This window comes from Pseudomonas sp. NGC7 (assembly GCF_047159675.1).
Lineage (GTDB): Bacteria > Pseudomonadota > Gammaproteobacteria > Pseudomonadales > Pseudomonadaceae > Aquipseudomonas > Aquipseudomonas kermanshahensis.
In genome coordinates this window covers 5824226-5843734 of sequence record NZ_BAAFZY010000001.1, presented here as the reverse complement: position 1 = coordinate 5843734, position 19509 = coordinate 5824226, and the positions used below count along the sequence as shown (strand labels likewise).

Annotated in this window: 14 protein-coding genes; 6 read left to right on the top strand and 8 right to left on the bottom strand. The window is 62.2% G+C overall.

The annotated features are described in order from the left end of the window. The first annotated feature begins 14 nt into the window (after positions 1 to 14). Positions 15 to 2018, top strand: coding sequence for a BCCT family transporter (locus ACMCNM_RS26065; protein WP_027592373.1), 2004 nt, complete (start codon positions 15 to 17; stop codon positions 2016 to 2018). A 118-nt stretch (positions 2019 to 2136) separates the two neighbouring features. Further along, positions 2137 to 6822 carry a hypothetical protein gene (locus tag ACMCNM_RS26060; protein WP_412765674.1) on the top strand — a complete coding sequence of 1562 codons (4686 nt, stop codon included), beginning with the start codon at positions 2137 to 2139 and terminating at the stop codon, positions 6820 to 6822. A 5-nt stretch (positions 6823 to 6827) separates the two neighbouring features. Here ACMCNM_RS26060 and ACMCNM_RS26055 read toward each other — a convergent pair whose 3' ends face one another. The 4 genes from ACMCNM_RS26055 to gpmI form a co-directional block, all read right to left on the bottom strand. Continuing rightward, entirely contained in the window at positions 6828 to 7595 is a 768-nt protein-coding gene (locus ACMCNM_RS26055) for a divergent polysaccharide deacetylase family protein (RefSeq protein WP_412765673.1), read from the bottom strand. An 8-nt stretch (positions 7596 to 7603) separates the two neighbouring features. Further along, a complete protein-coding gene (locus ACMCNM_RS26050; protein ID WP_027592376.1) occupies positions 7604 to 8920 on the bottom strand; it encodes a S41 family peptidase in 1317 nt (438 codons plus the stop codon). Between the two features lie 102 nt (positions 8921 to 9022). Continuing rightward, positions 9023 to 10327 carry a murein hydrolase activator EnvC family protein gene (locus ACMCNM_RS26045; protein WP_027592377.1) on the bottom strand — a complete coding sequence of 435 codons (1305 nt, stop codon included), beginning with the start codon at positions 10325 to 10327 and terminating at the stop codon, positions 9023 to 9025. Positions 10328 to 10568: 241 nt separating this feature from the next. Then, positions 10569 to 12104, bottom strand: a complete 1536-nt coding sequence (gene gpmI, locus ACMCNM_RS26040; protein ID WP_027592378.1) for a 2,3-bisphosphoglycerate-independent phosphoglycerate mutase — start codon at positions 12102 to 12104, stop codon at positions 10569 to 10571. 206 nt (positions 12105 to 12310) lie between these two features. Here gpmI and ACMCNM_RS26035 point away from each other — a divergent pair, with 206 nt between their 5' ends. From ACMCNM_RS26035 to secB, 3 genes are read left to right on the top strand one after another with little or no spacing between them, the layout of a single operon-like run. Next, a complete protein-coding gene (locus tag ACMCNM_RS26035) occupies positions 12311 to 12724 on the top strand; it encodes a rhodanese-like domain-containing protein (protein ID WP_027592379.1) in 414 nt (137 codons plus the stop codon). Between the two features lies 1 nt (position 12725). After that, positions 12726 to 12980: a glutaredoxin 3 gene (gene grxC / locus ACMCNM_RS26030; protein WP_003249204.1), complete on the top strand. Its 255-nt coding sequence runs from the start codon at positions 12726 to 12728 to the stop codon at positions 12978 to 12980. Between the two features lie 39 nt (positions 12981 to 13019). Next, complete coding sequence (gene secB / locus ACMCNM_RS26025) at positions 13020 to 13505, top strand: protein-export chaperone SecB (RefSeq protein WP_027592380.1); 486 nt, start codon at positions 13020 to 13022, stop codon at positions 13503 to 13505. A 152-nt stretch (positions 13506 to 13657) separates the two neighbouring features. Here secB and trmL read toward each other — a convergent pair whose 3' ends face one another. Continuing rightward, positions 13658 to 14119, bottom strand: a complete 462-nt coding sequence (gene trmL / locus ACMCNM_RS26020) for a tRNA (uridine(34)/cytosine(34)/5-carboxymethylaminomethyluridine(34)-2'-O)-methyltransferase TrmL (protein ID WP_099455580.1) — start codon at positions 14117 to 14119, stop codon at positions 13658 to 13660. Between trmL and ACMCNM_RS26015 the strand changes: the two genes are divergently transcribed. Beyond that, complete coding sequence (locus ACMCNM_RS26015) at positions 14118 to 14555, top strand: hypothetical protein (protein WP_099455579.1); 438 nt, start codon at positions 14118 to 14120, stop codon at positions 14553 to 14555. The two genes, trmL and ACMCNM_RS26015, sit on opposite strands and share 2 nt — an antisense overlap. A gap of 397 nt (positions 14556 to 14952) precedes the next feature. Here the strand turns inward: ACMCNM_RS26015 and ntrC are convergent, their stop codons facing one another. The 3 genes from ntrC to glnA all read right to left on the bottom strand — a co-directional run bounded on the left by ntrC (position 14953) and on the right by glnA (position 19220). Next, the gene (gene ntrC / locus ACMCNM_RS26010) at positions 14953 to 16389 is read right to left on the bottom strand and encodes a nitrogen regulation protein NR(I) (RefSeq protein ID WP_027592383.1); all 1437 of its coding nucleotides are present in this window, start codon (positions 16387 to 16389) and stop codon (positions 14953 to 14955) included. After that, positions 16386 to 17471, bottom strand: a complete 1086-nt coding sequence (gene glnL / locus ACMCNM_RS26005; RefSeq protein ID WP_027592384.1) for a nitrogen regulation protein NR(II) — start codon at positions 17469 to 17471, stop codon at positions 16386 to 16388. Before glnL ends, ntrC begins: the two co-directional genes overlap by 4 nt. A 342-nt stretch (positions 17472 to 17813) precedes the next feature. Continuing rightward, on the bottom strand, positions 17814 to 19220 hold the full coding sequence (gene glnA, locus ACMCNM_RS26000) for a type I glutamate--ammonia ligase (protein ID WP_008095432.1): 1407 nt from the start codon (positions 19218 to 19220) through the stop codon (positions 17814 to 17816). Between the last annotated feature and the right edge of the window lie 289 nt (positions 19221 to 19509).

The following is a 19509-nucleotide window of genomic DNA, read 5'->3' as shown; positions in this document are numbered from 1 at the left end:
GGAGCATTCGTGCAATGAGTTCTGCCTCCCTTACCAAACCCCCCGCCGAGAGGGTCCGGGTCAATAGCGTCGTGTTCTACACCTCGGCGTTGCTGATCCTTGCGTTGACTGCCTTGCTTATCGCTGTACCCGAAACCGCAGGCCAAGTGCTGGGCGTGGCCCAGAAGTGGCTGACGCGCACCTTCGGCTGGTACTACATGCTGGTGATCTGCGGATACCTGGTGTTCGTCGTTTACCTGGCCTTCTCCGACTACGGCAAGCTCAAGCTGGGTGGCAAAGATGACCAGCCCGACTTCAGCTACGGCGCCTGGGCCGGCATGCTGTTCTCGTCCGGTATCGGTATTTCGCTGCTGTACTTCGGCGCGTCCGAGCCGCTGGACCACTATTTCAACCCACCGGAAGGCACGCCTGCCAGCCTCGAAGCCGCGCGCCAGGGCCTGCAGCTGACCTTCTTGCACTGGGGCCTGCACGGCTGGGCGATCTACGCCCTGGTCGGTCTGGCCGTGGGTTACTTCGCCTACCGCCACAACCAGCCGCTGGCACTGCGCTCGGCGCTGTATCCGCTGGTGGGTGAGCGTTGGGTCAAGGGCGCTGCCGGCAATGCCGTGGACATCTTCGGCATGTTCGTCACCCTGCTGGGCTTGGTCACCAACCTTGGGATCGGCTCGATGCAGGTGTCTTCGGGCCTTGAGTACCTGTTCGGCATGGACCACAGCAAGACCAACCTGCTGGTGGTCATCCTGGTCATGGCCGGCGTTGCCACCGTGGCCGCAGTGTCGGGCGTGGAAAACGGCATCCGCCGTCTGTCCAACCTGAACATCATCCTGTTCAGCGGCCTGCTGATTTTCGTGCTGCTGGGCGGCGAGACCCTGCACCTGCTCAATGGCTTCGTGCAGAACGTTGGCGACTACCTCAATGGTATCGTGCTGAAGACCTTCGACCTGTACGTCTACGAAGGCGAGGCGGGCAAGTCCGAGCGCTGGTTGGGCCTGTGGACCGTGTTCTACTGGGCCTGGTGGATTTCCTGGGGCCCGTTTGTCGGCATGTTCATTGCTCGTATCTCCAAGGGCCGTACCGTGCGCCAGCTGGTCATGGGCGTGTTGCTGATCCCGCTGGGCTTCACCCTGGCCTGGCTGTCGATCTTCGGCAACACCGCGCTGGACCTGGTGATCAACCAGGGCGCCGTGGAGCTGGGCAAGACGGCCCTTGAGCAGCCGTCGATGTCGATCTACCAGCTGCTGGAATACTTCCCGGCCGCCAAGATCGTGATCGGTGTGGCGGTGTTCGTCGGCTTCGTGCTGTTCCTCACCCCAGCCGACTCCGGCGCGGTGATGATGGCCAACCTGTCGTGCAAAGGCGGCAAGGTGGACGAAGACGCCCCGCACTGGATGGTGGTGTTCTGGTCGGTGATCATCACCCTGGTCACCATTGGCCTGCTGTTCGCCGGCAACTTCGAAGCCATGCAGACCATGGTGGTGCTGGCTGGCCTGCCGTTCTCGGTGGTGCTGGTGCTGTTCATGTTCGGCTTGTACAAAGCCATGAAGCAGGACGTTGCGGTGGAGCAGGAGCGTGCCGAACTGGCCGCCCGTGGCCGCCGCGGCTTCAGCGAGCGCCTGACCCAGCTGGAACTGCAGCCGACCCAAGCCGTGGTGCAGCGCTTCATGGACAAGCAGGTCAGCCCGGCCCTGAAAGAAGCGGCCGAGCAGCTGCGCACCCTGGGCTTCGAGGTGGAAACCCGTGTGGGCCAGTCGCGCAACATGATGGGCCTGCGGGTGATGATGGAAGAGGGCAACCCCTTCGTCTACGAAGTGAGCCTGGACGGCTACCTGGCCGCGCCGAGCGAGGCGCCGGTCGAGGGCGAGCCGGAAGTGCAACAGCGCTTCTACCGCGCCGAGGTGTACCTGCACGATGGCAGCCAGGAGTACGACCTGATGGGCTTCGCGCCGGAGCAGATCGTGCGTGATGTACTCGACCAGTTCGAGAGCCATCGCCAGCTGCTGGGGCGTGTGTACAGCTGATCGTTGTGAAAAAGGGCCCTGCTGAACAGCAGGGCTTTTTTTTGCCCTGCAATAAGTAGCACCAGGTGGCAGAGCGCACGCGACAGGCTTCCCGCTCATTTACCTGGAGTGCCTTCGTATGACCCCCTCGGACGCATCGACATTCGATTTCAAGCGAGCCGCTGCCCAGCAGTTCGCCGCCCGTCCCACACTACGCCAGGTCGTCAGCGACCAATTGCTCACCTTACTGCTGGCAGAGCTGCCATGGCTGGCCTATGTACAGCCTGCATTGCCGTCCGCTGATAAAATCATGCTGGACAGCCCGGACCCCTCCACACCCTATTGGTCCACTCAGCCTTTGGTCGATCGTGTACTGCAGGCCATGCTCGAATCGCGCTTTCTCGATCTGGAGCCTGTCGAAGGCCGCCATCATAAGCTCGGCCTTGATGGTCATTACCGCTTCGCCGGCTCCGACAACGTGCTCGACACCCGCCAGCTCAGTGGCCTGAGTGAACCGCTAAATGACTTGATCGAGCAGCTGCCGCAGCTTTTCTGCGAGGCGCAGCTCGGCTTTTGGGCGAGTGCCGGGAGTACCGGTGCAAGCCGTGATCATTGGCTGCAGTTGCTGTTGAGCACGGCCCTGCTGCGGGGGCTGCCCTTGCAAGGCCTGGATGCACAGGAGCAGGCCTGCATTCGCGGCCTGATACGCGGCGGTGCCGACCAGCCTTCTGTGGGCTTCGTGAAGGTCCAGTTGACCCAGGGTTCCCGTGAGTCGGAAGAATTGCTTAGCCATCTGCTGGTGACAGGTGAGTGGGATGAGCGGCAGGTCGTGCTCTGGTGCGCGCCGTCTGGCGAGGTACGCAGCTTTGCCTCGCTGGCCGCTTTCGCCTGGGCCCTGCGTGATGACCTGGCGCAGCGCTACAGCTTCGATGCCATGTCCTGGCGGCTTTATCCGGTTGAGGGCAATGTATCTGCACAGCAGGTGTCGGCGTTGCTGGAGACGCTGTTCACTCAGGTGGACAGGGTGAGCTACCGCCGCTTGAAAGATATCGCCGCTCTTGAGCAACTGTTCGCCCAGATAAGTGACCCCGCGCAGTGGTTTGACAGCTACCTGGACGACACTCCGGCGGTCAAGCCCCCACCGGCTTTGTCGACCAGTTCCGGCAGCGACAGCGTGGCCTACCGGGCGGGTCTGTTGCAGCTGGCAGTCGCTCAGCTCGACGCCGAAGGGGTGGCCGCCTTGGACGGCATCCTGAGCCTTAAGGATTACACCCGCCAGCGGCTCACTGAACAGATGCAATCCGCTCACGCGCAGGCTATCTCCCCGGATGACCTGGTGATCGAGTTCTTCGTGGCGCTGGGTATTCCGGGGGGCGCAGGCGTGGGCCCAGGCGGCGGTGAGTCGGTGGCGTTCGAAGGTAGCAAGACCCTGACCGAGTTCGCCATTGGCAACCTCGGCACGCTCAGTGGCGCCTCGATACGGCGCATACGCCGCGCCGATGGTACCGCTGCACCGGCATGGCTTGATGCCAATGCGGCCAGTCAATTGGTGAGTCAGATCGATGTGGGTGGCAACTATCCCACCTACGTCGCACATCTGCTTGACGACCCGTTGCAGCGTGCGCAGCGCGTCCGGCGCTTCGCCCGAGAGTGGCGCAACGCCCTGCGCTTCAGCGCATTAGGTGCCAAGCTCGACGGCAAGGTCACGGAAGCTGGGCTGCAATGCGTCGTTGACTTCTGTGCAGGCCATTTCGACCCGCAGACACCCCGTATGACCCTGATGCCGCTGACCTTTCGACGCCAACCAGGCTCCCGCCAGCAGGACCTCGTTCGCGGCATGTATGTGCTGTTCTGTGCCAAGCCTCAGTTGGTGCTGCTGTACCGGCCTTTATACCCGCAGGACACCCTGCGTGAGTACTCGAGCCTGGCGGCGTTGCTCGCTCACATCCAGGAGTCCACGCTGCTGCAAGCGAGCATTTTGGACTGGCTGAACCCACAGGTCCGCCATATTTACGACCATGGCGGGTTCCATGAGCCGCACGTCACCAGCATTGGTATCGACCCGTCCAGTTTGCCCGAGCGCCCTCAGCCGCCTGTCATAGAACCGGTGTTCTGGACCACCGCTATCGATGAAAGGTTATACAACGCCAACCGTGATCTGCTTGTCGAACTAGCGGACATGCAATCCACCTCGAATGCCGAGCGGCGGTGGGAAACCCTGTCCCAGGGCGCCTGGCTGCTGTTCGATGTGCTGTCGCTGGCGCTGCGTGGCCCGGTGGCTAGCGTGGCGTGGCTGGTGCAACTGATCACCTCGCTGGAGAACGACCTGCTGGCGCTCGAGCAGGGCGGCGAGTTCGACCGCCCCGCTGCTGTTTCAGATCTGTTGCTGAACTTGAGCATGGTACTGCTGCATGCGCGGCAGCCGGCTCCGCACCCTGTTCCGCACCCTGCCACGACCGGAACACCTCCCGATGTTTCGAGGTTCGACTTACCTGCCCCGCAGCGCGGGGATTTTGCCGAGGTCTTGGTGGTCCCTGCTGGCGGTGAGGCGGCGGACATCGGTCAGCTGTCGGCACAGCCGCAATACCATCTGGACTTCTCCTGGCGTGGCAATCAAGGGTTCAACTGGCTTGCACCTGAGCAGCGCCGAGCACTGCGCGCCATGCGTACGGGGGTGTCGCTACCCGACTCTGCATTGCAGGTCACGGGCGAGAAAGCAGGTCTGTATCAGATCGACGGGCACCTGTACGCGACCCTGGATGCCGATGCTTACCTGGTTGAAGTGGTCGACGGTGGTGTGCGGGTGATCGACGGCAAGGGCGGCTGTGGCCCGTGGCTGATTCATGCTAACGGCGCTTGGCGTATCGATGGTTCGCTTCGTCTCTCTGGCGGGATGAGGCGACATACACGCGACAACATCGCCCATCTCTTCCGCAAGCACCATTCTACTGTTGCCAAACTTAATGAGCAGGTCAGAGCAGCGACGCTCCGCTTTGCCGATGCCGGCTTCAGCATTCCGGTTTTGCGAGAAAAGGTCGCAAAGCTGGGTGAACTGCTGGAAACAGAGCGGGCCAAGCTGGCGTTGGCCACCACAGACAGCGAGCAGGCCGCGTCCAGGGCAATGATTGGCCGGTACGAAGCGCGTCAAGCCGAATGGGACGCGCAAATTCGTAGCAAGCGTAATGAAGCGGTAGGGCAGGTTGAAGAGATCGTTCGGGACTGCCAGGAGATTCTTGGCACGATCGAGACCATGTTTGAACCCAAATTTGCCCGCGAACGGCGAGCGGGGGTGGAAGCGGGTCTGACAGAGCAGCGGCGAGAGGTTCAGCTCAGCCTGATTCGTAACAGCGATTTTATCCTCAGTGAGCTCTGGGATTTGGCGGATTATCACGATCTGACCGCTATGCAGCAGCACCTTCATGGTCAGCCTCTGCAACAAGTGCTTGAAGCCTATAAGGCATTTCGCCGCAAGCTCGAAGGCGTCGTAGAGATTCAGGATCGCATGTTGGCTGCATTCGAACATCTCGACCAGCTATTGGTCGATGTGCCAGGCGAGGAAATCATCAGCAATCCCACCGAACCGGAAAGCCGCAGCGTTGATTCACTTATTGCCAAGCGCACGTTCAGCACGGTTCAGTTCCGCTTCCATCAGGTGTTGAACCTTGCCGATTTGGCTTTACACCTGGATAGCATCGATGGTCAACGCACAATCAATGTATTCCGGGAGGAGCTGTCGGGGCTGTCATTGCGTAACGCGGGGGGTGCCCATGGTGAGCTCGACTTCGCCAACCTGCCGCTCGAGGACCGTATCACCATCTTGCAGGAGGCATGGGACGAATACGCAGCTGCGCTGGTCAACAGCTTGCGAATTCGCGAAACGGGTGGGGCGTTGATTGAAGTTTCGATGTTGGACCGCTACCGGACGGAGTTGGAGAAGCTCAAGCGTGATGCAGGGCGTCGGCTGGTCGCGTTGATCAAGGAGCAGGAGGGTGCCCGTGCGCCTGACGCGCGCTTGCCCTACATCATCTCAAGCGAGCCGCAGCGGGCGGTGCGTAACGCGGAAGGGCAGATACTGATCGGCAAGAAAGAGCTCGATGCCGATGGTCAGACGGTGTATCAGGTACGTGATCCGTTCAATAACTCGGTGTTGGCCACCTTTGACTGGAGGGACGGCCAATGGCATGAGCGAGGCCGTGAGCCAGCACCGGCCGACCCCGAAATTGACGCAACTGATACGGCGTTTCGGGTGCAGGCGCTGCTGGACGAGAACGATCAGCTTCTGTTGAAGGCCGACGAATACGTGGTGAATGACCTTAAAAGCACGTTGCTTGCGCGCCTGTTTGATCTTCAGATAGACAAGCTGGGGCAGGCGGCAACGATATTGGGCGAGGAAGGCGCCAACGCCACCCTTATAAGACGCCTGGAGGTTGCCTCGGACCAGATGCGGTCGCAAAAAAACCTCAAGCTGACCATGCTGTACACCGACACGCGCTACCCCAGCGCCGATGCGTTACGTTTTCTGCATGAACAGAACCTGATCAAGGTGGAGTACGTCGCCCCGCGTCAGGTCATGGCCAATGGCAGCACCTTCGACGAGTACAAGATCATGCGTCTGGCGCAACCAGGCGCCGCATCAGGCCGGCCGTTGTGGGCCGCACACTTCCACATGCCTGCCGCCGATGCGCTGGCGCGTGACTTCACCTTGGGCCATTTGAAAACCTGGAGCCAGCGTCGCTTGAGTGGGCGCGAGGAAGGCTCAACCCAGCGGGTGCATAGAGGCAAACTCACCCTGGAACAGGCGCGCGGCATCATCCCGTTCGATTAAGGCGTTCAGCGGTTGCTGTACCGGCCATGTTTGCCGTGGGCAGGCATGGCCTGGTTGCCGCGCTCGGCAATCATCTGCTTGAGCCCGATCAGCTCGACGCCCTGGCTTCTCAGGCGCGGGATTTCCCGTGCCAGTACTTCGAGGGTTTGCGGGTAGGGGTGGCCGATCAACACGGCCGAGCCTTGCTTGCGGGCCATCGCGATACCCAGTTGCAGTTGCCCGGCAATGGCTTCGGGGGTGCGCACGTCATCCAGGAACACATCCCGCGACACGTGTGCCACATCCTGCGCCTGAGCTTCGGCGGCGGCCACCGTGGCGGCACTGGTGCGGCTGTCGACGAAGAACAAGTGGCGGTGCTGCAGTTCGCCCATCAGCCAGGTCATGGCTTCGCGTTGGGCGGTCATGCGGCTGCCCATGTGGTTGTTGATGCCGGCCGCGTACGGCACCTTGGCCAAGGCCGCGTCGAGCCGGCTGGCCAGTTCGGGCAGCGGTAGCCCGGGGTGCCAGGCATAGGGGCCGGTAGCCGGGTCCATGGGCATGTGCAGGATCACGGTCTTGTGGGCTTTGTGTGCCTGGCGTGCGAAATCGCTGGCGTGCGGGGTATCGGGCATGATTGCCATGGTGACCGGGCCGGGCAGCGCGAGCGTGCGGCTGTCACGCTCGGTGCTTTGGCCAAGGTCGTCGATGATGATGCTCATGTAGGCCTTGCTGGTCGGCGCCGCTTGGGCGACGCCAACCAGCAGGTAGCACAGCAGACACAGCAGATACCGCATGGGCGCGATCATTTACCCGAGGTGATGTTCAAGCCCTTGAGCAGGCTCAGGGCCTGGCTCAACTGGAAATCATCGTCCTGCGGGCGTTCCTTGCGCTTGCTGCTGCCAGTCGGGCGCTCGGCGCCGCCGTTGCCGTTGCCCAGGTGGCCCTGCAGGTCGGCTTCCTTGAAGTTGTCGGTATCGATTTCGGCAGTGAGTTTGGCCGGGCGCACTTCGATGTCCGGCACGATGCCCTGGGCTTGGATCGAGCGGCCGTTGGGGGTGTAGTACAGCGCAGTGGTGAGCTTCAGGGCGCGGTCGTTGGCCAGCGGCAGCACGGTTTGCACCGAGCCTTTGCCGAAACTGTCGGTGCCCATCAGCACAGCGCGCTTCTGGTCCTGCAGGGCGCCGGCGACGATTTCCGACGCCGAGGCGCTGCCGCCGTTGATCAGCACCACCAATGGCACGCCTTCGCTGGCGTCGGCCGGGTCGGCGGAGAAGCGCAGTTCGGAGTTGGCGATACGGCCCTTGGTGTAGACGATCAGGCCCTTGGTCAGGAAGTGGTCGGCCACTTCGACCGCCGACTGCAGCACGCCGCCGGGGTTGTTGCGCAGGTCGAGCACCACCCCGCGCAGCTTCTTGCCATTGTCCTTGCGCAGCTTGGCCAGGGCCTTGCCCACCTCGTCGCCGGTCTTGACCTGGAACTGGGTGATGCGGATGTAGCCGTAGTCGTTTTCCAGCAGCTGGCTTTTCACGCTCTTGACCTGGATCACCGCGCGGGCGAGGGTCACGTCGAACGGGTTGCCGCCATCGCGGACCAGGGTCAGGGTGATTTTTTCGCCGACCTTGCCGCGCATCTTGTCCACGGCTTCGGTCATGGTCTGGCCACGGGTCGGGGCGCCGTTGATCTTGACGATCAGGTCACCGGCCTGCACGCCGGCCCGGGAGGCGGGGGTGTCATCGATGGGCGAGACCACCTTGATGAAGCCGTCTTCCTGGCCCACTTCGATACCCAGGCCACCAAATTCGCCGCTGGTGCTCTCTTGCAGCTCCTGGAAGTCCTCGGGGCCGAGGTAGGCCGAGTGCGGGTCAAGGTTGCTGAGCATGCCCTTGATGGCGTTTTCCAGCAGGGTCTTGTCGTCCACCGGCTCAACGTAAGCGGCCTTGATGCGGTCCATGACCTCGGCGAAGGTGCGCAGCTCCTCCAGCGGCAGCGGCGCCTTGGCCGTCACCTCGGTAGCTGGCACCGCTGCTGGCTTGGCCGGCTCTGCGGCAATGGCCAGGGGCGCGCCGACCGCCAGGGCGATGGACAGGGCCAGCTGGGTGAGACGAGGCGAGTGCAGCATGTCGAACGAACTCCTGATCCTGAAGGCGCTCCGTGAGGAGCATCGGCGCAGCATTCAGGCTACGCCGTAAAAAGGTGAACGGGGTTGTTTTTCGGACAAACCCTAGCCTCTGCACCACTGCGACGGGTCGGTAGGCCGGCCCTGCTGGCGGATGGCGAAGTACAAGCCTGCGCTGTCCTGGCCACCGCTGTCACCCACGGTGGAGATGGCTTCGCCGGCTTTGACGATGTCACCGGCGCTCTTGAGCAGGCTCTGGTTGTGGCCGTACAGGCTCAGGTAACCATTACCATGGTCGAGAATGACCAGAAGTCCAGCACCGCGCAACCAGTCGGCAAACACCACACGGCCGCCGTGTACGGCGCGTACTTGCGTGCCTGGGTTGGCGCTGATCATCACCCCGTCCCATTTGGCCCGGGCGTCACTGCCGCGTGCATCGCCGAAGCGTGCCAGCAATCGACCATTGACGGGCCACGGAAGTTTGCCCCGTGCAGCAGAAAAAGCGCCGCCGTAGTTGGCGCCATCGCTGGAAACCATCGGGCCCAGGGTGGTGCGGGCCTTTTTCGGCGGCTCGACCGGCTCGCGGGCTTCTTCGCGCGCTGCGGCGGCGGCCAGGGCTTCCTGCTGGCGGCGTTTTTCCGCCTCTTGCTGGGCCAGCAGGGCTTTCTTGCGCGCTTCCTCTGCCTCGCGGGCCTGGCGTGCCAGGGTTTCCTCGATGGTCTTGAGTACTTTGCCAAGGTCGGCCTGGTCCTGCTCGCGGGCCTGCAGCTTCTGGTCGCGGTCTTTCATGTCGTTGTTGAGCTTGGCCAGTACTTGCTGGCGCTTGCTGCGCTCGGTCTCGAGGGCCTGGCGGCGGCTGTCGAGGTCGGCGCGCTGGGCCAGCAGTTGCTCCTGCTGGCGGGCGATGTCCTGCTCGACGTTGGCCAACTGGCGCAGGGTCTCGTTGAAGGTGCGCAGTTGCTCCAGGCGCGCCTTGCTCAGGTAATCGTAATAGGTGAGGGTGCGCGCGAATTTCTCGGGGTTCTGCTGGTTGAGCAGCAGCTTGAGGTATTCCTCGCGGCCGTTCTGGTAGGCCGAACGGGCCTGGATGGCAATCAGCCGTTGTTGTTCAACGCGGGCGCTCTGGAGTTTTTTTTTCTCGGTATCAAGGCGCTCCAGCTCGCCCTCGGTCTTTTTTAGTTCTTGTTGCAGGGCCTCCACCTGTTTCTCGAGGTTGCCGATGTCGGTCTCGGTGGACTTGAGGTCTTTCTGCACGCCGGATTTCTCTTCCTGGAGCTTGCCCAGCATCTTTTTGAGCTCGGCGATGTCCTGGCGGGTGGCGTCCAGTTGTTGCTGGGTCTGTGCGCGCTCATCGGCAAATGCCGGGCTGAGCAGGCAAGACAGGGCGAGTAGGATCAGGGCGCGGAGCATGGGGTTGGGCGTACCAGGGATGGAGACTGGCCTAGTATGCCCGCGCGAGCCTGCAAAAAAAACGCCTCGCGGCAGATGCGGCGAGGCGTTTGTCTGGAATTCATGTGTCAGGGGTCTGCTTCGCAGCCCATTCGCGGGGCAAGCCCGCTCCCACAGGAGAGTTGCTGCTGTTGAAACAGTACCGCCCCTGTGGGAGCGGGCTTGCCCCGCGAATGGGCCGCAAAGCGGCCCCCTACACCGATCAGGCGTCGATCAGGATCGACGTCCCGGTCATTTCCACAGGCTTTTCCAGCCCCAGCAGTTTCAGCATGGTCGGCGCCACGTCGGCCAGCACGCCGCCTTCGCGGACCTTGACCTTGCGCTTGCCCACATAGATGAACGGCACTGGCTCGGTGGTGTGCGCGGTGTGCGCTTGGCCGGTGCAGGCGTCTTCCATTTGCTCGACGTTGCCGTGGTCGGCGGTGATCAGCGCTTCACCGTCGACTTTATCCAGCGCCTCGACGATACGCCCGACACAGGTATCCAGCGCTTCGACGGCCTTGACTGCAGCCTCGAATACACCCGTGTGGCCGACCATGTCGCCGTTGGCGTAGTTGACGATGATCACGTCGAAACGCTGTTGCTCGATGGCTTCGACGATGCGGTCGGTGACTTCCGGCGCGTTCATTTCCGGCTGCAGGTCGTAGGTGGCGACCTTCGGCGACGGGATCAGGATGCGCTCTTCGCCTTCGAACGGCTCTTCACGGCCGCCCGAGAAAAAGAACGTGACGTGCGCGTACTTTTCGGTCTCGGCGATGCGCAGCTGGGTCTTGCCGTTCTTGGCCAGGTATTCGCCCAGCACGTTGTCCAGGCTGGACGGTGCAAAGGCTGCTGGCGCCGGGATTTTTGCCGAATACTGGGTCAGGCCGATGTAAGCCGCCATCTTCGGCAGGCGCGCACGCGGGAATTCGTTGAAGTCCGGCTCGACGAAGGCACGCGACAGTTCGCGGGCGCGGTCGGCGCGGAAGTTCATGAAGATCACCGCGTCGCCGTCTTCAACCTTGACGGCCTCGCCAATGCGCGTGGCTTTGACGAACTCGTCGTTTTCTTCACGGGCGTAGGCGGCTTCAAGGCCGGCCAGGGCGGTGTCTGCGGTGTAGTCGGCAACGCTGTCGACGATCAGGTTGTAGGCCGCGGCAACGCGGTCCCAACGGTTGTCGCGGTCCATGGCGAAGTAGCGGCCGATGAGGCTGGCGATGCGGCCCTTGCCCAGCTTGGCGAAGGTCTTGTCGAGCAGCTCGATGGACGACTCGGCGCTGCGCGGCGGCGTGTCGCGGCCGTCGAGGAAGGCGTGCAGGTAGATTTTTTCGGCGCCACGCTGTGCGGCCAGTTCGGCCATGGCGATCAGGTGGTCCTGGTGGCTGTGCACGCCACCGTCGGACAGCAAACCGAGGATGTGCACGGCCTTGCCGGCACCGACAGCCTTGTCTACCGCGCCGGTGAGCACCGGGTTGCTGAAGAACTCGCCATCACGAATAGCCTTGGTGACCCGGGTGAAGTCCTGGTAGACGACGCGGCCGGCACCGAGGTTCATGTGGCCGACTTCGGAGTTGCCCATCTGCCCGTCTGGCAGGCCGACATCCATGCCTGAACCGGAGATCAAGCCGTGCGGCTGACTGGCGCGCAGGCGGTCATAAACCGGTGTGTTGGCGGCATAGATGGCGTTGTATTCGGGGCTTTCGCTGTGGCCGAAGCCATCCAGGATGATCAGGACCAGGGGTTTGGGCGTACTCGTCATCAATCAAACTCACGGTTGTTCAAAGATGATAAAGACACGCATTTTAGGGCAAATGCGCCATCAACGGCGAATATTCGTCCCATCCCCCGACCGGCGCAGCCACCGCGCCAGGGCAAAGCTGCTTTTCTGGCCGGCCAGTCGGGCTTTGGTGGTCATGGGGGGCTGTGTATACTGGCCGGCATTTTCAATCGCCTGGAACACCGCTGATGGTTGCTCACCTGATTCAATTCGCGACAGATCACTACATCCTGGTTGCGATCTTCGTTGTTCTGCTGGTCCTGCTGCTCATCAATGAAGTCCGCCGTGGCGGCCAGAGCCTGAGCAATGGCCAGTTGACTGCCCTGGTCAACGCTGACAAGGCCCTGGTCATCGACATCCGCACTGCCAAGGAATATTCCGCGGGCCACATCGTGGGTGCCGTGAACATCCCGCAGGACAAGCTGGTCAGCCGTATGGCCGAGCTGGAAAAGCACAAAGAAAAGACCCTGATCATCGTCGATGCGATGGGCCAGCAGTCCGGCACGCTTTGCCGCGAGCTGCTCAAAGCTGGTTACAACGCCGCCAAGCTGAGCGGTGGCGTTTCCAGCTGGAAAGCCGATAACCTGCCCCTGGTGAAGTGATATGAAGCCCGTCATCGTTTATTCCAGCGACTACTGCCCCTACTGCATGCGCGCCAAATACCTGCTCGAGAGCAAGGGCGTTGCGTTCGAGGAAATCAAGGTCGACGGCAAACCGCAGGTTCGCGCCGAAATGAGCCAGAAGGCCGGCCGTACGTCGGTGCCACAGATCTGGATCGGCAGCACCCATGTCGGTGGATGCGATGACCTCTATGCCCTGGAGCGCGCCGGCAAGCTCGACGCGCTGCTGGCGGCCTGATTTGCACTGCATTCAAAAACATTAGGATAAGGATCTGCCATGACTGACCAACAGACCAACGGCGCAGCTGCCGAAGACAACAGCCCTCAGTTCTCCCTGCAGCGCATCTACGTGCGTGACCTGTCGTTCGAGGCCCCGAAAAGCCCGCAGATCTTCCGCCAGCAGTGGGAGCCGAGCGTTGCCCTGGACCTGAACACCAAGCAGAAAGCCCTGGAAGGCGACTTCCATGAAGTGGTGCTGACCCTGTCGGTGACCGTCAAGAACGGTGACGAAGTAGCCTTCATCGCTGAAGTGCAGCAGGCCGGCATCTTCCTGATCGCCAACCTCGACGCTTCGTCGATGAGCCACACCCTCGGCGCGTTCTGCCCGAACATCCTGTTCCCGTACGCCCGTGAGACTCTGGACAGCCTGGTGACCCGCGGTTCGTTCCCAGCGCTGATGCTGTCGCCGGTCAACTTCGACGCCCTGTACGCGCAAGAGCTGCAGCGTATGCAGGAAGCGGGCGAGACGCCGACCGTTCAGTAAGAGCTGCCGGTTTCAGAAAGGCGCCTCTCGGGGCGCTTTTTTATTGCCTGTTCTGGCCTCTGCGCGGGGCAAGCCCGCTCTCACATTGAAATGCGTACGCCAAACCATTGTGTGCGGGCTTGCCCCGCGAAGAGGCCGTTCCTGCCAATGCATCAGCTTCCGGCAAACCCATTCTGCCGCCAGGCCTCATACACCGTCACCGCCACGGTATTGGACAGGTTCAGGCTGCGGCACCCCGGCCGCATCGGCAGGCGCAAGCGCTGCTCGGCCGGCAGGCTGTCCAGCACGTCGGCTGGCAAGCCGCGGCTTTCGGGGCCAAACAGGAAGGCGTCGCCCGGCTGGTAAGCTACTTCGTGGAAGGGGTGCGAGCCCTTGGTGGTGAAGGCGAACAGCCGTGGGTTACCCAGGCTTTCCAGGCATCCGGCCAGGCTCTCGTGGCGCTTGAGCGTGGCATACTCGTGGTAGTCCAGCCCCGCCCTGCGCAGGCGCTTGTCATCCAGTTCGAAGCTGATGGGCTCGATCAGGTGCAGGTGGCAACCGCTGTTGGCGCAGAGGCGAATGATGTTGCCGGTATTCGGCGGAATTTCTGGTTGAAAAAGGATGACGTGAAACATGCACGGCTCCAGGCGTGAAGATGACGAGCATTCTACCCCTGAACCGGACCTGCGTTCGAAGGCCTTCCCACGGGTGATGCTATCGCTGGCCATTGTCGGCCTGATGGTGGGCTTGATGATCGGTCGCCTGACCACCCCCGATGAGCGGGTGCTGGAGCAGGTCGAGGTGGTTCAGGACGGGCTCGACCTGTGGTTCAACGAAGAGCCGAAGCTGCATGGCGAGAACGTCGAGGGCACGGTTGCCCTGCTGTTCGAGGCCCAGGGCAAGGCCCAGCGGGGGCAATTGAGCCTGCAGGGTAAACCGGTGGGCTGGCGTGTGCAGAAAAGCGAGGAAGGGCTGTTGCTGACGGTGGTGGCCGCGCGCCCTCTGCACGGCGAGTGGGCCGGTGCAGAGGACGCTGGGCGTTGGCGTGTGCAGGTGAGGCTGCACGAATAAAAGAGGGGATGTCCCGGCCTGCCTGTACCAGGGTCCCCAAAACTTGCGCTATTGCAAATAAAAGAGGGGTTTTCCCGGCCTGCCTGTACCGAGGACCCCGAAACTGGAGATACAGGACTTATTGCAGGGGGCGTGCCAGTTTTGCAAAACCCGGAAACATTGGCTTTCAGGGCTTTCTTGCCAGGTTTTGAGGGTTTTTGTGCCTTCGTGCGGTGCAGAGGGCACAGGATCGGTGCATGCGGCTGAAATGATTGGGGCCGCTTTGCGGCCCTTTCGCGGCACAAGGCCGCTCCTACAGGCCCGCGCTGGATTCAAGGTAAGCGCGGACCTGTAGGAGCGGCCTTGTGCCGCGAAAGGGCTGCAAAGCAGCCCCAGTATTCAATGACCTGTGTGTGCCTCAATGGTCTTCGCTGTCATCCTCATCGCCGCCGGCGACATTCATCCCCAGCTCCTTGATCTTGCGCGTCAAGGTATTGCGCCCCCAGCCCAGTAACAACGCCGCATCCCGACGCCGCCCGGCCGTGTGCTTGAGGGCGGTCTCGATCATGATCCGTTCGAAACTGGGCACCGCACTGTCGAGCAGGTTCGATTGACCACGGGCCAGCGCCTGGTCCGCCCACTGGCGCAGCGCCTGTTCCCAGTTGGTCACGGGGGCGGCGTCCTGCGGCAGGTTGAGCAACTCGGGAGGCAAGTCACCGATCAGCACTTCACGGCTGGACGCCATCACGGTGATCCAGCGGCAGGTGTTTTCCATCTGCCGCACGTTGCCCGGCCACGGCAGGTTGCGGATGAACTCTTCGGTTTCCGGCTTCAGCAGTTTTGGCTCCACCGCCAGCTCCTGCGCGGCGCGGGCGAGGAAGTGGCGGGCGAGCGCAGGGATATCTTCGCGGCGGTCGGCCAGGCGCGGAATGTGGATGCGGATCACATTGAGCCGGTGGAACAAGTCCTCGCGGAACTTGCCAGCCTGCACCAACGACTCCAGGTTCTGGTGGGTGGCGGCAATGATGCGCACATCCACCTTGACCGGCACGTGGCCACCCACCCGGTAGAACTCGCCATCGGCCAGCACCCGCAGCAGGCGGGTTTGGGTGTCGGCGGGCATGTCGCCGATCTCGTCGAGGAACAACGTACCGCCATCGGCCTGCTCGAAGCGGCCGCGGCGCAGGTTGGCCGCACCGGTAAAGGCGCCTTTCTCGTGGCCGAACAGCTCGGACTCCATCAGGTCCTTGGGGATGGCTGCCATGTTCAGGGCAATGAACGGTGACGCCGCACGCGGGCTGTGGCGGTGCAACGCATGCGCCACCAGCTCTTTGCCGGTGCCGGACTCACCGTTGATCAGTACCGTGATGTTGGAGTGGCTCAGGCGACCGATGGCGCGGAACACCTCCTGCATCGCCGGCGCTTCGCCGATGATCTCTGGCGTACGGGCCAAGGCTTGTGGCACATCGAGGCCTTGCTGCTCCTGGGCATGCTGGTTGGCGCGCTTGACCAGCGACACCGCCTCGTCCACGTCGAACGGCTTGGGCAGGTACTCGAAGGCGCCGCCCTGGTAAGACGCCACGGCACTGTCGAGGTCGGAGTGAGCGGTCATGATGATGACCGGCAGACGCGGGTGTTGTTCGCGGATCTGGGCCAGCAGGTCAAGGCCGCTGGTACCCGGCATGCGGATGTCGGAAATGATTACATCCGGTTGCTGGCGGGCCAGGCGGCCCATCACGCCATCAGCGCTGTCGAAGCTCTGGGTGGTCATGCCTTCCTGTTGCAGGGCTTTTTCCAGGACCCAGCGGATGGAGCGATCATCGTCGACGATCCATACGGTTTCACTTCGGCTCATGAGGCGGTGGCTCCTTGTTCCAGAGGCAGGTAAATCGAGAAGGCGGTATGGCCCGCGTGGCTTTCACACTCGATCAGGCCCTGGTGCTGGCTGATGATGTTCTGGGTGATGGCCAGGCCCAGCCCGGTACCGTCTGGGCGCCCGCTGACCATGGGATAGAAAAGGGTGTCTTGCAGTTCCGACGGGATGCCCGGGCCGTTGTCGATGATCTCGACGCGTGCCACCAGCCGGTGGCGCACATGGCCAATGGTGAACTGGCGCAGCGCACGGCTGCGCAGGGTGATGCGGCCCAGGCGCAGTTCGTTCTGCGAGCTGATCGCCTGCATGGCGTTGCGCACGATGTTCAGCACCGCCTGGATCATCTGCTCACGGTCGATCAGCACATCCGGCAGGCTTGGGTCGTAGTCGCGCACCAACGTGATGCAGCCCTGGCTTTCGGCGTCCACCAGGCTGCAGACCCGTTCCAGCACTTCGTGGATATTGGTCATGGCCAGCGAGGGCAGTTTGTTCGAGCCCAGCATGCGGTCGACCAGGTTGCGCAGGCGGTCGGCCTCTTCGATGATCACGTTGGTGTAGTCGCGCAGGCCCTCTTCAGGCAGTTCGCGGGCCAACAGCTGCGCCGCGCCGCGGATGCCTCCGAGCGGGTTCTTGATCTCGTGGGCCAGGCCACGCACCAGCATCTTGGTGGTTTCCTGCTTGCTCAGCTGGGCTTCTTCCTTGGTGATGCGCAGCAGCCGATCGCGCGGGTGTACCTCGAGCAGCAGCAGGGTCTGGCCCTGGTGCAGAATCGGCGTGACAGCGTAGTCGACGGTGATGGTCTGCCCGGTCAGCGAGGTCAGCTGCGCCTCGCGCTTGGTGAACGGGTGCGCCTGCTCCACCGCCTGGCGCAGCGAGCTGAGCGCTTCGGTCGACTCGGTGAACAGCTCGCTGATGAACTGCCCATGGCTGCGCTGGCCACTGACGGCCAACAGCATTTCTGCCGCCGGGTTCATGTATTCCAGGCGCAGCTCGGCGTTCAGCAGGAGCGTGGCGGTGGTCAGGTTGTCCAGAAGCAGACGGTGCTGTGCATCGCTGATGGTCATAAGGCGTCGTTGACCTCTTTTGGCGCTTGCCTGGCACTAGGTGGCCAGAGCTGGGCGCGCTGTGGATCCGCTGATACCAGGAAAATGCAAGAAACAAACCAAAGCTCCGAAAAGAAGCGAGATTTGCCCATAAAGGCCTGTATCTGCGCAGTTTCGGATCAGAAACTCTGGATGAAACGTTTCACTTGACCCAGATTGGGGAGCAAATAGGGGCACGGCTGGCAGTTGTGCACCAAGATAGAGCATAGCGGGAGTGGCGAGGGTTCTGCGTGGGCAGAAACAAAAACGGCCTCCCGAAGGAGGCCGTCTTGATCACGTCATCGGCGCCAGGCGCCGATCAGATCAGCAGCTGTAGTACAGCTCGTATTCCAGCGGGTGCACGAAGGTACGGACTTTGATCTCTTCTTCGCTCTTCAGCTCGATGAAGGCATCGATGAAGTCGTCGGAGAACACGCCGCCCTTGGTCAGGAACGCACGGCCTTTATCCAGCTCTTCCAGGGCCTCTTTCAGGCTGCCGCAGACCTGCGGGATGTCTTTCGCCTCTTCAGGCGGCAGGTCGTACAGGTTCTTGTCGGCAGCATCGCCTGGGTGGATCTTGTTCTGGATGCCGTCCAGGCCAGCCATCAGCAGGGCCGCGAAGGCCAGGTACGGGTTGGCCGATGGGTCCGGGAAGCGCGCTTCGATACGGCGGGCTTTCGGGCTGCCGACGTACGGAATACGGATCGAGGCGGAACGGTTGCGCGCCGAGTAGGCCAGCATCACCGGGGCTTCGAAGCCTGGGACCAGACGCTTGTAGGAGTTGGTCGACGGGTTGGTGAAGCCGTTCAGGGCCTTACCGTGCTTGATGATACCGCCGATGAAGTACAGGGCGGTGTCGGACAGGCCGGCATAGCCTTCACCCGAGAAGGTGTTCTTGCCGTCTTTCCAGATCGACATGTGCACGTGCATGCCCGAGCCGTTGTCGCCGTACAGTGGCTTCGGCATGAAGGTGGCGGTACGGCCGTAGGCGTCGGCAACGTTGTGCACGACGTACTTCAGGGCCTGTACTTCGTCAGCCTTCTTCACCAGGGTGTTGAACTTGACGCCGATTTCGTTCTGGCCGGCAGTCGCCACTTCGTGGTGGTGAACTTCAACGGTCTGACCCATTTCTTCCAGTGCGTTGCACATGGCAGTACGGATTTCGTGGTCGTGGTCGAACGGCGGAACTGGGAAGTAGCCGCCTTTGACGCCAGGACGGTGGCCTTTGTTGCCGCCTTCCACGTCAGCGCCAGTCATCCACGAGCCTTGCTCGGAGAAGATCTTGAACATCGAGCCGGAGATGTCCGACTGGAACTTCACTTCGTCGAAGATGAAGAACTCAGGCTCTGGGCCGGCGAATACGGTGTCACCGATGCCGGTGCTCTTCAGGTACTCTTCGGCGCGCTTGGCGATGCCGCGTGGGTCGCGATCGTAGCCCTGCATGCTCGACGGGTCGACGATGTCGCAGGTGATGATCAGGGTCGGCTCTTCGGTGAACGGGTCCAGCACGGCGGTGTCATCGACCGGCATCAGGATCATGTCGGAGGCTTCGATGCCTTTCCAGCCAGCGATGGAGGAACCGTCGAACATCTTGCCGACTTCGAAGAAATCTTCGTCCAGGCCATCACGCGCCGGCATGGTCACGTGGTGCTGAATGCCTTTGGTGTCCGTGAAACGCAGATCAATCCACTTGACGTCATGATCTTTGATGAGTTGAACCGACTTCGACATGTTGTCCTCCGGATGGTCTAGAGCGCGGTGGGCCGCTGCCCTGGAAAAAGGGTGTTGCCGGGCGCGGATAGTCGGCCAAGCTTACCTGCCTCACAAGGGAGCAAATTGCATGCCAGTGCCCGAAAATGGCGAGGGCGGGATAAAAGAGGGCGTTTGCGGGCATCTGGCGCTGGGTTGGCAGGGAGGATTGCACTGTTAAGATGCGATTTTTGCTGTGCTTGCACCAATAAGGTGCATTGAATGTGTTGCGTGCCTGTTTCGAGGGCCTCTTCGCGGGCAAGCCCGCTCC

Excerpts from the sequence above, each read along its gene's own strand:
- ACMCNM_RS26035 (WP_027592379.1), top strand. The coding sequence starts at position 12,311 with ATGGTTGCTCACCTGATTCAATTCGCGACAGATCACTACATCCTGGTT.
- ACMCNM_RS26065 (WP_027592373.1), top strand. The coding sequence starts at position 15 with ATGAGTTCTGCCTCCCTTACCAAACCCCCCGCCGAGAGGGTCCGGGTC.
- glnA (WP_008095432.1), bottom strand. The coding sequence starts at position 19,220 with ATGTCGAAGTCGGTTCAACTCATCAAAGATCATGACGTCAAGTGGATT.
- ACMCNM_RS26015 (WP_099455579.1), top strand. The coding sequence starts at position 14,118 with ATGCACGGCTCCAGGCGTGAAGATGACGAGCATTCTACCCCTGAACCG.
- glnL (WP_027592384.1), bottom strand. The coding sequence starts at position 17,471 with ATGACCATCAGCGATGCACAGCACCGTCTGCTTCTGGACAACCTGACC.
- ACMCNM_RS26045 (WP_027592377.1), bottom strand. The coding sequence starts at position 10,327 with ATGCTCCGCGCCCTGATCCTACTCGCCCTGTCTTGCCTGCTCAGCCCG.
- grxC (WP_003249204.1), top strand. The coding sequence starts at position 12,726 with ATGAAGCCCGTCATCGTTTATTCCAGCGACTACTGCCCCTACTGCATG.
- ACMCNM_RS26060 (WP_412765674.1), top strand. The coding sequence starts at position 2,137 with ATGACCCCCTCGGACGCATCGACATTCGATTTCAAGCGAGCCGCTGCC.
- secB (WP_027592380.1), top strand. The coding sequence starts at position 13,020 with ATGACTGACCAACAGACCAACGGCGCAGCTGCCGAAGACAACAGCCCT.
- trmL (WP_099455580.1), bottom strand. The coding sequence starts at position 14,119 with ATGTTTCACGTCATCCTTTTTCAACCAGAAATTCCGCCGAATACCGGC.
- ACMCNM_RS26050 (WP_027592376.1), bottom strand. The coding sequence starts at position 8,920 with ATGCTGCACTCGCCTCGTCTCACCCAGCTGGCCCTGTCCATCGCCCTG.
- ntrC (WP_027592383.1), bottom strand. The coding sequence starts at position 16,389 with ATGAGCCGAAGTGAAACCGTATGGATCGTCGACGATGATCGCTCCATC.
- gpmI (WP_027592378.1), bottom strand. The coding sequence starts at position 12,104 with ATGACGAGTACGCCCAAACCCCTGGTCCTGATCATCCTGGATGGCTTC.
- ACMCNM_RS26055 (WP_412765673.1), bottom strand. The coding sequence starts at position 7,595 with ATGCGGTATCTGCTGTGTCTGCTGTGCTACCTGCTGGTTGGCGTCGCC.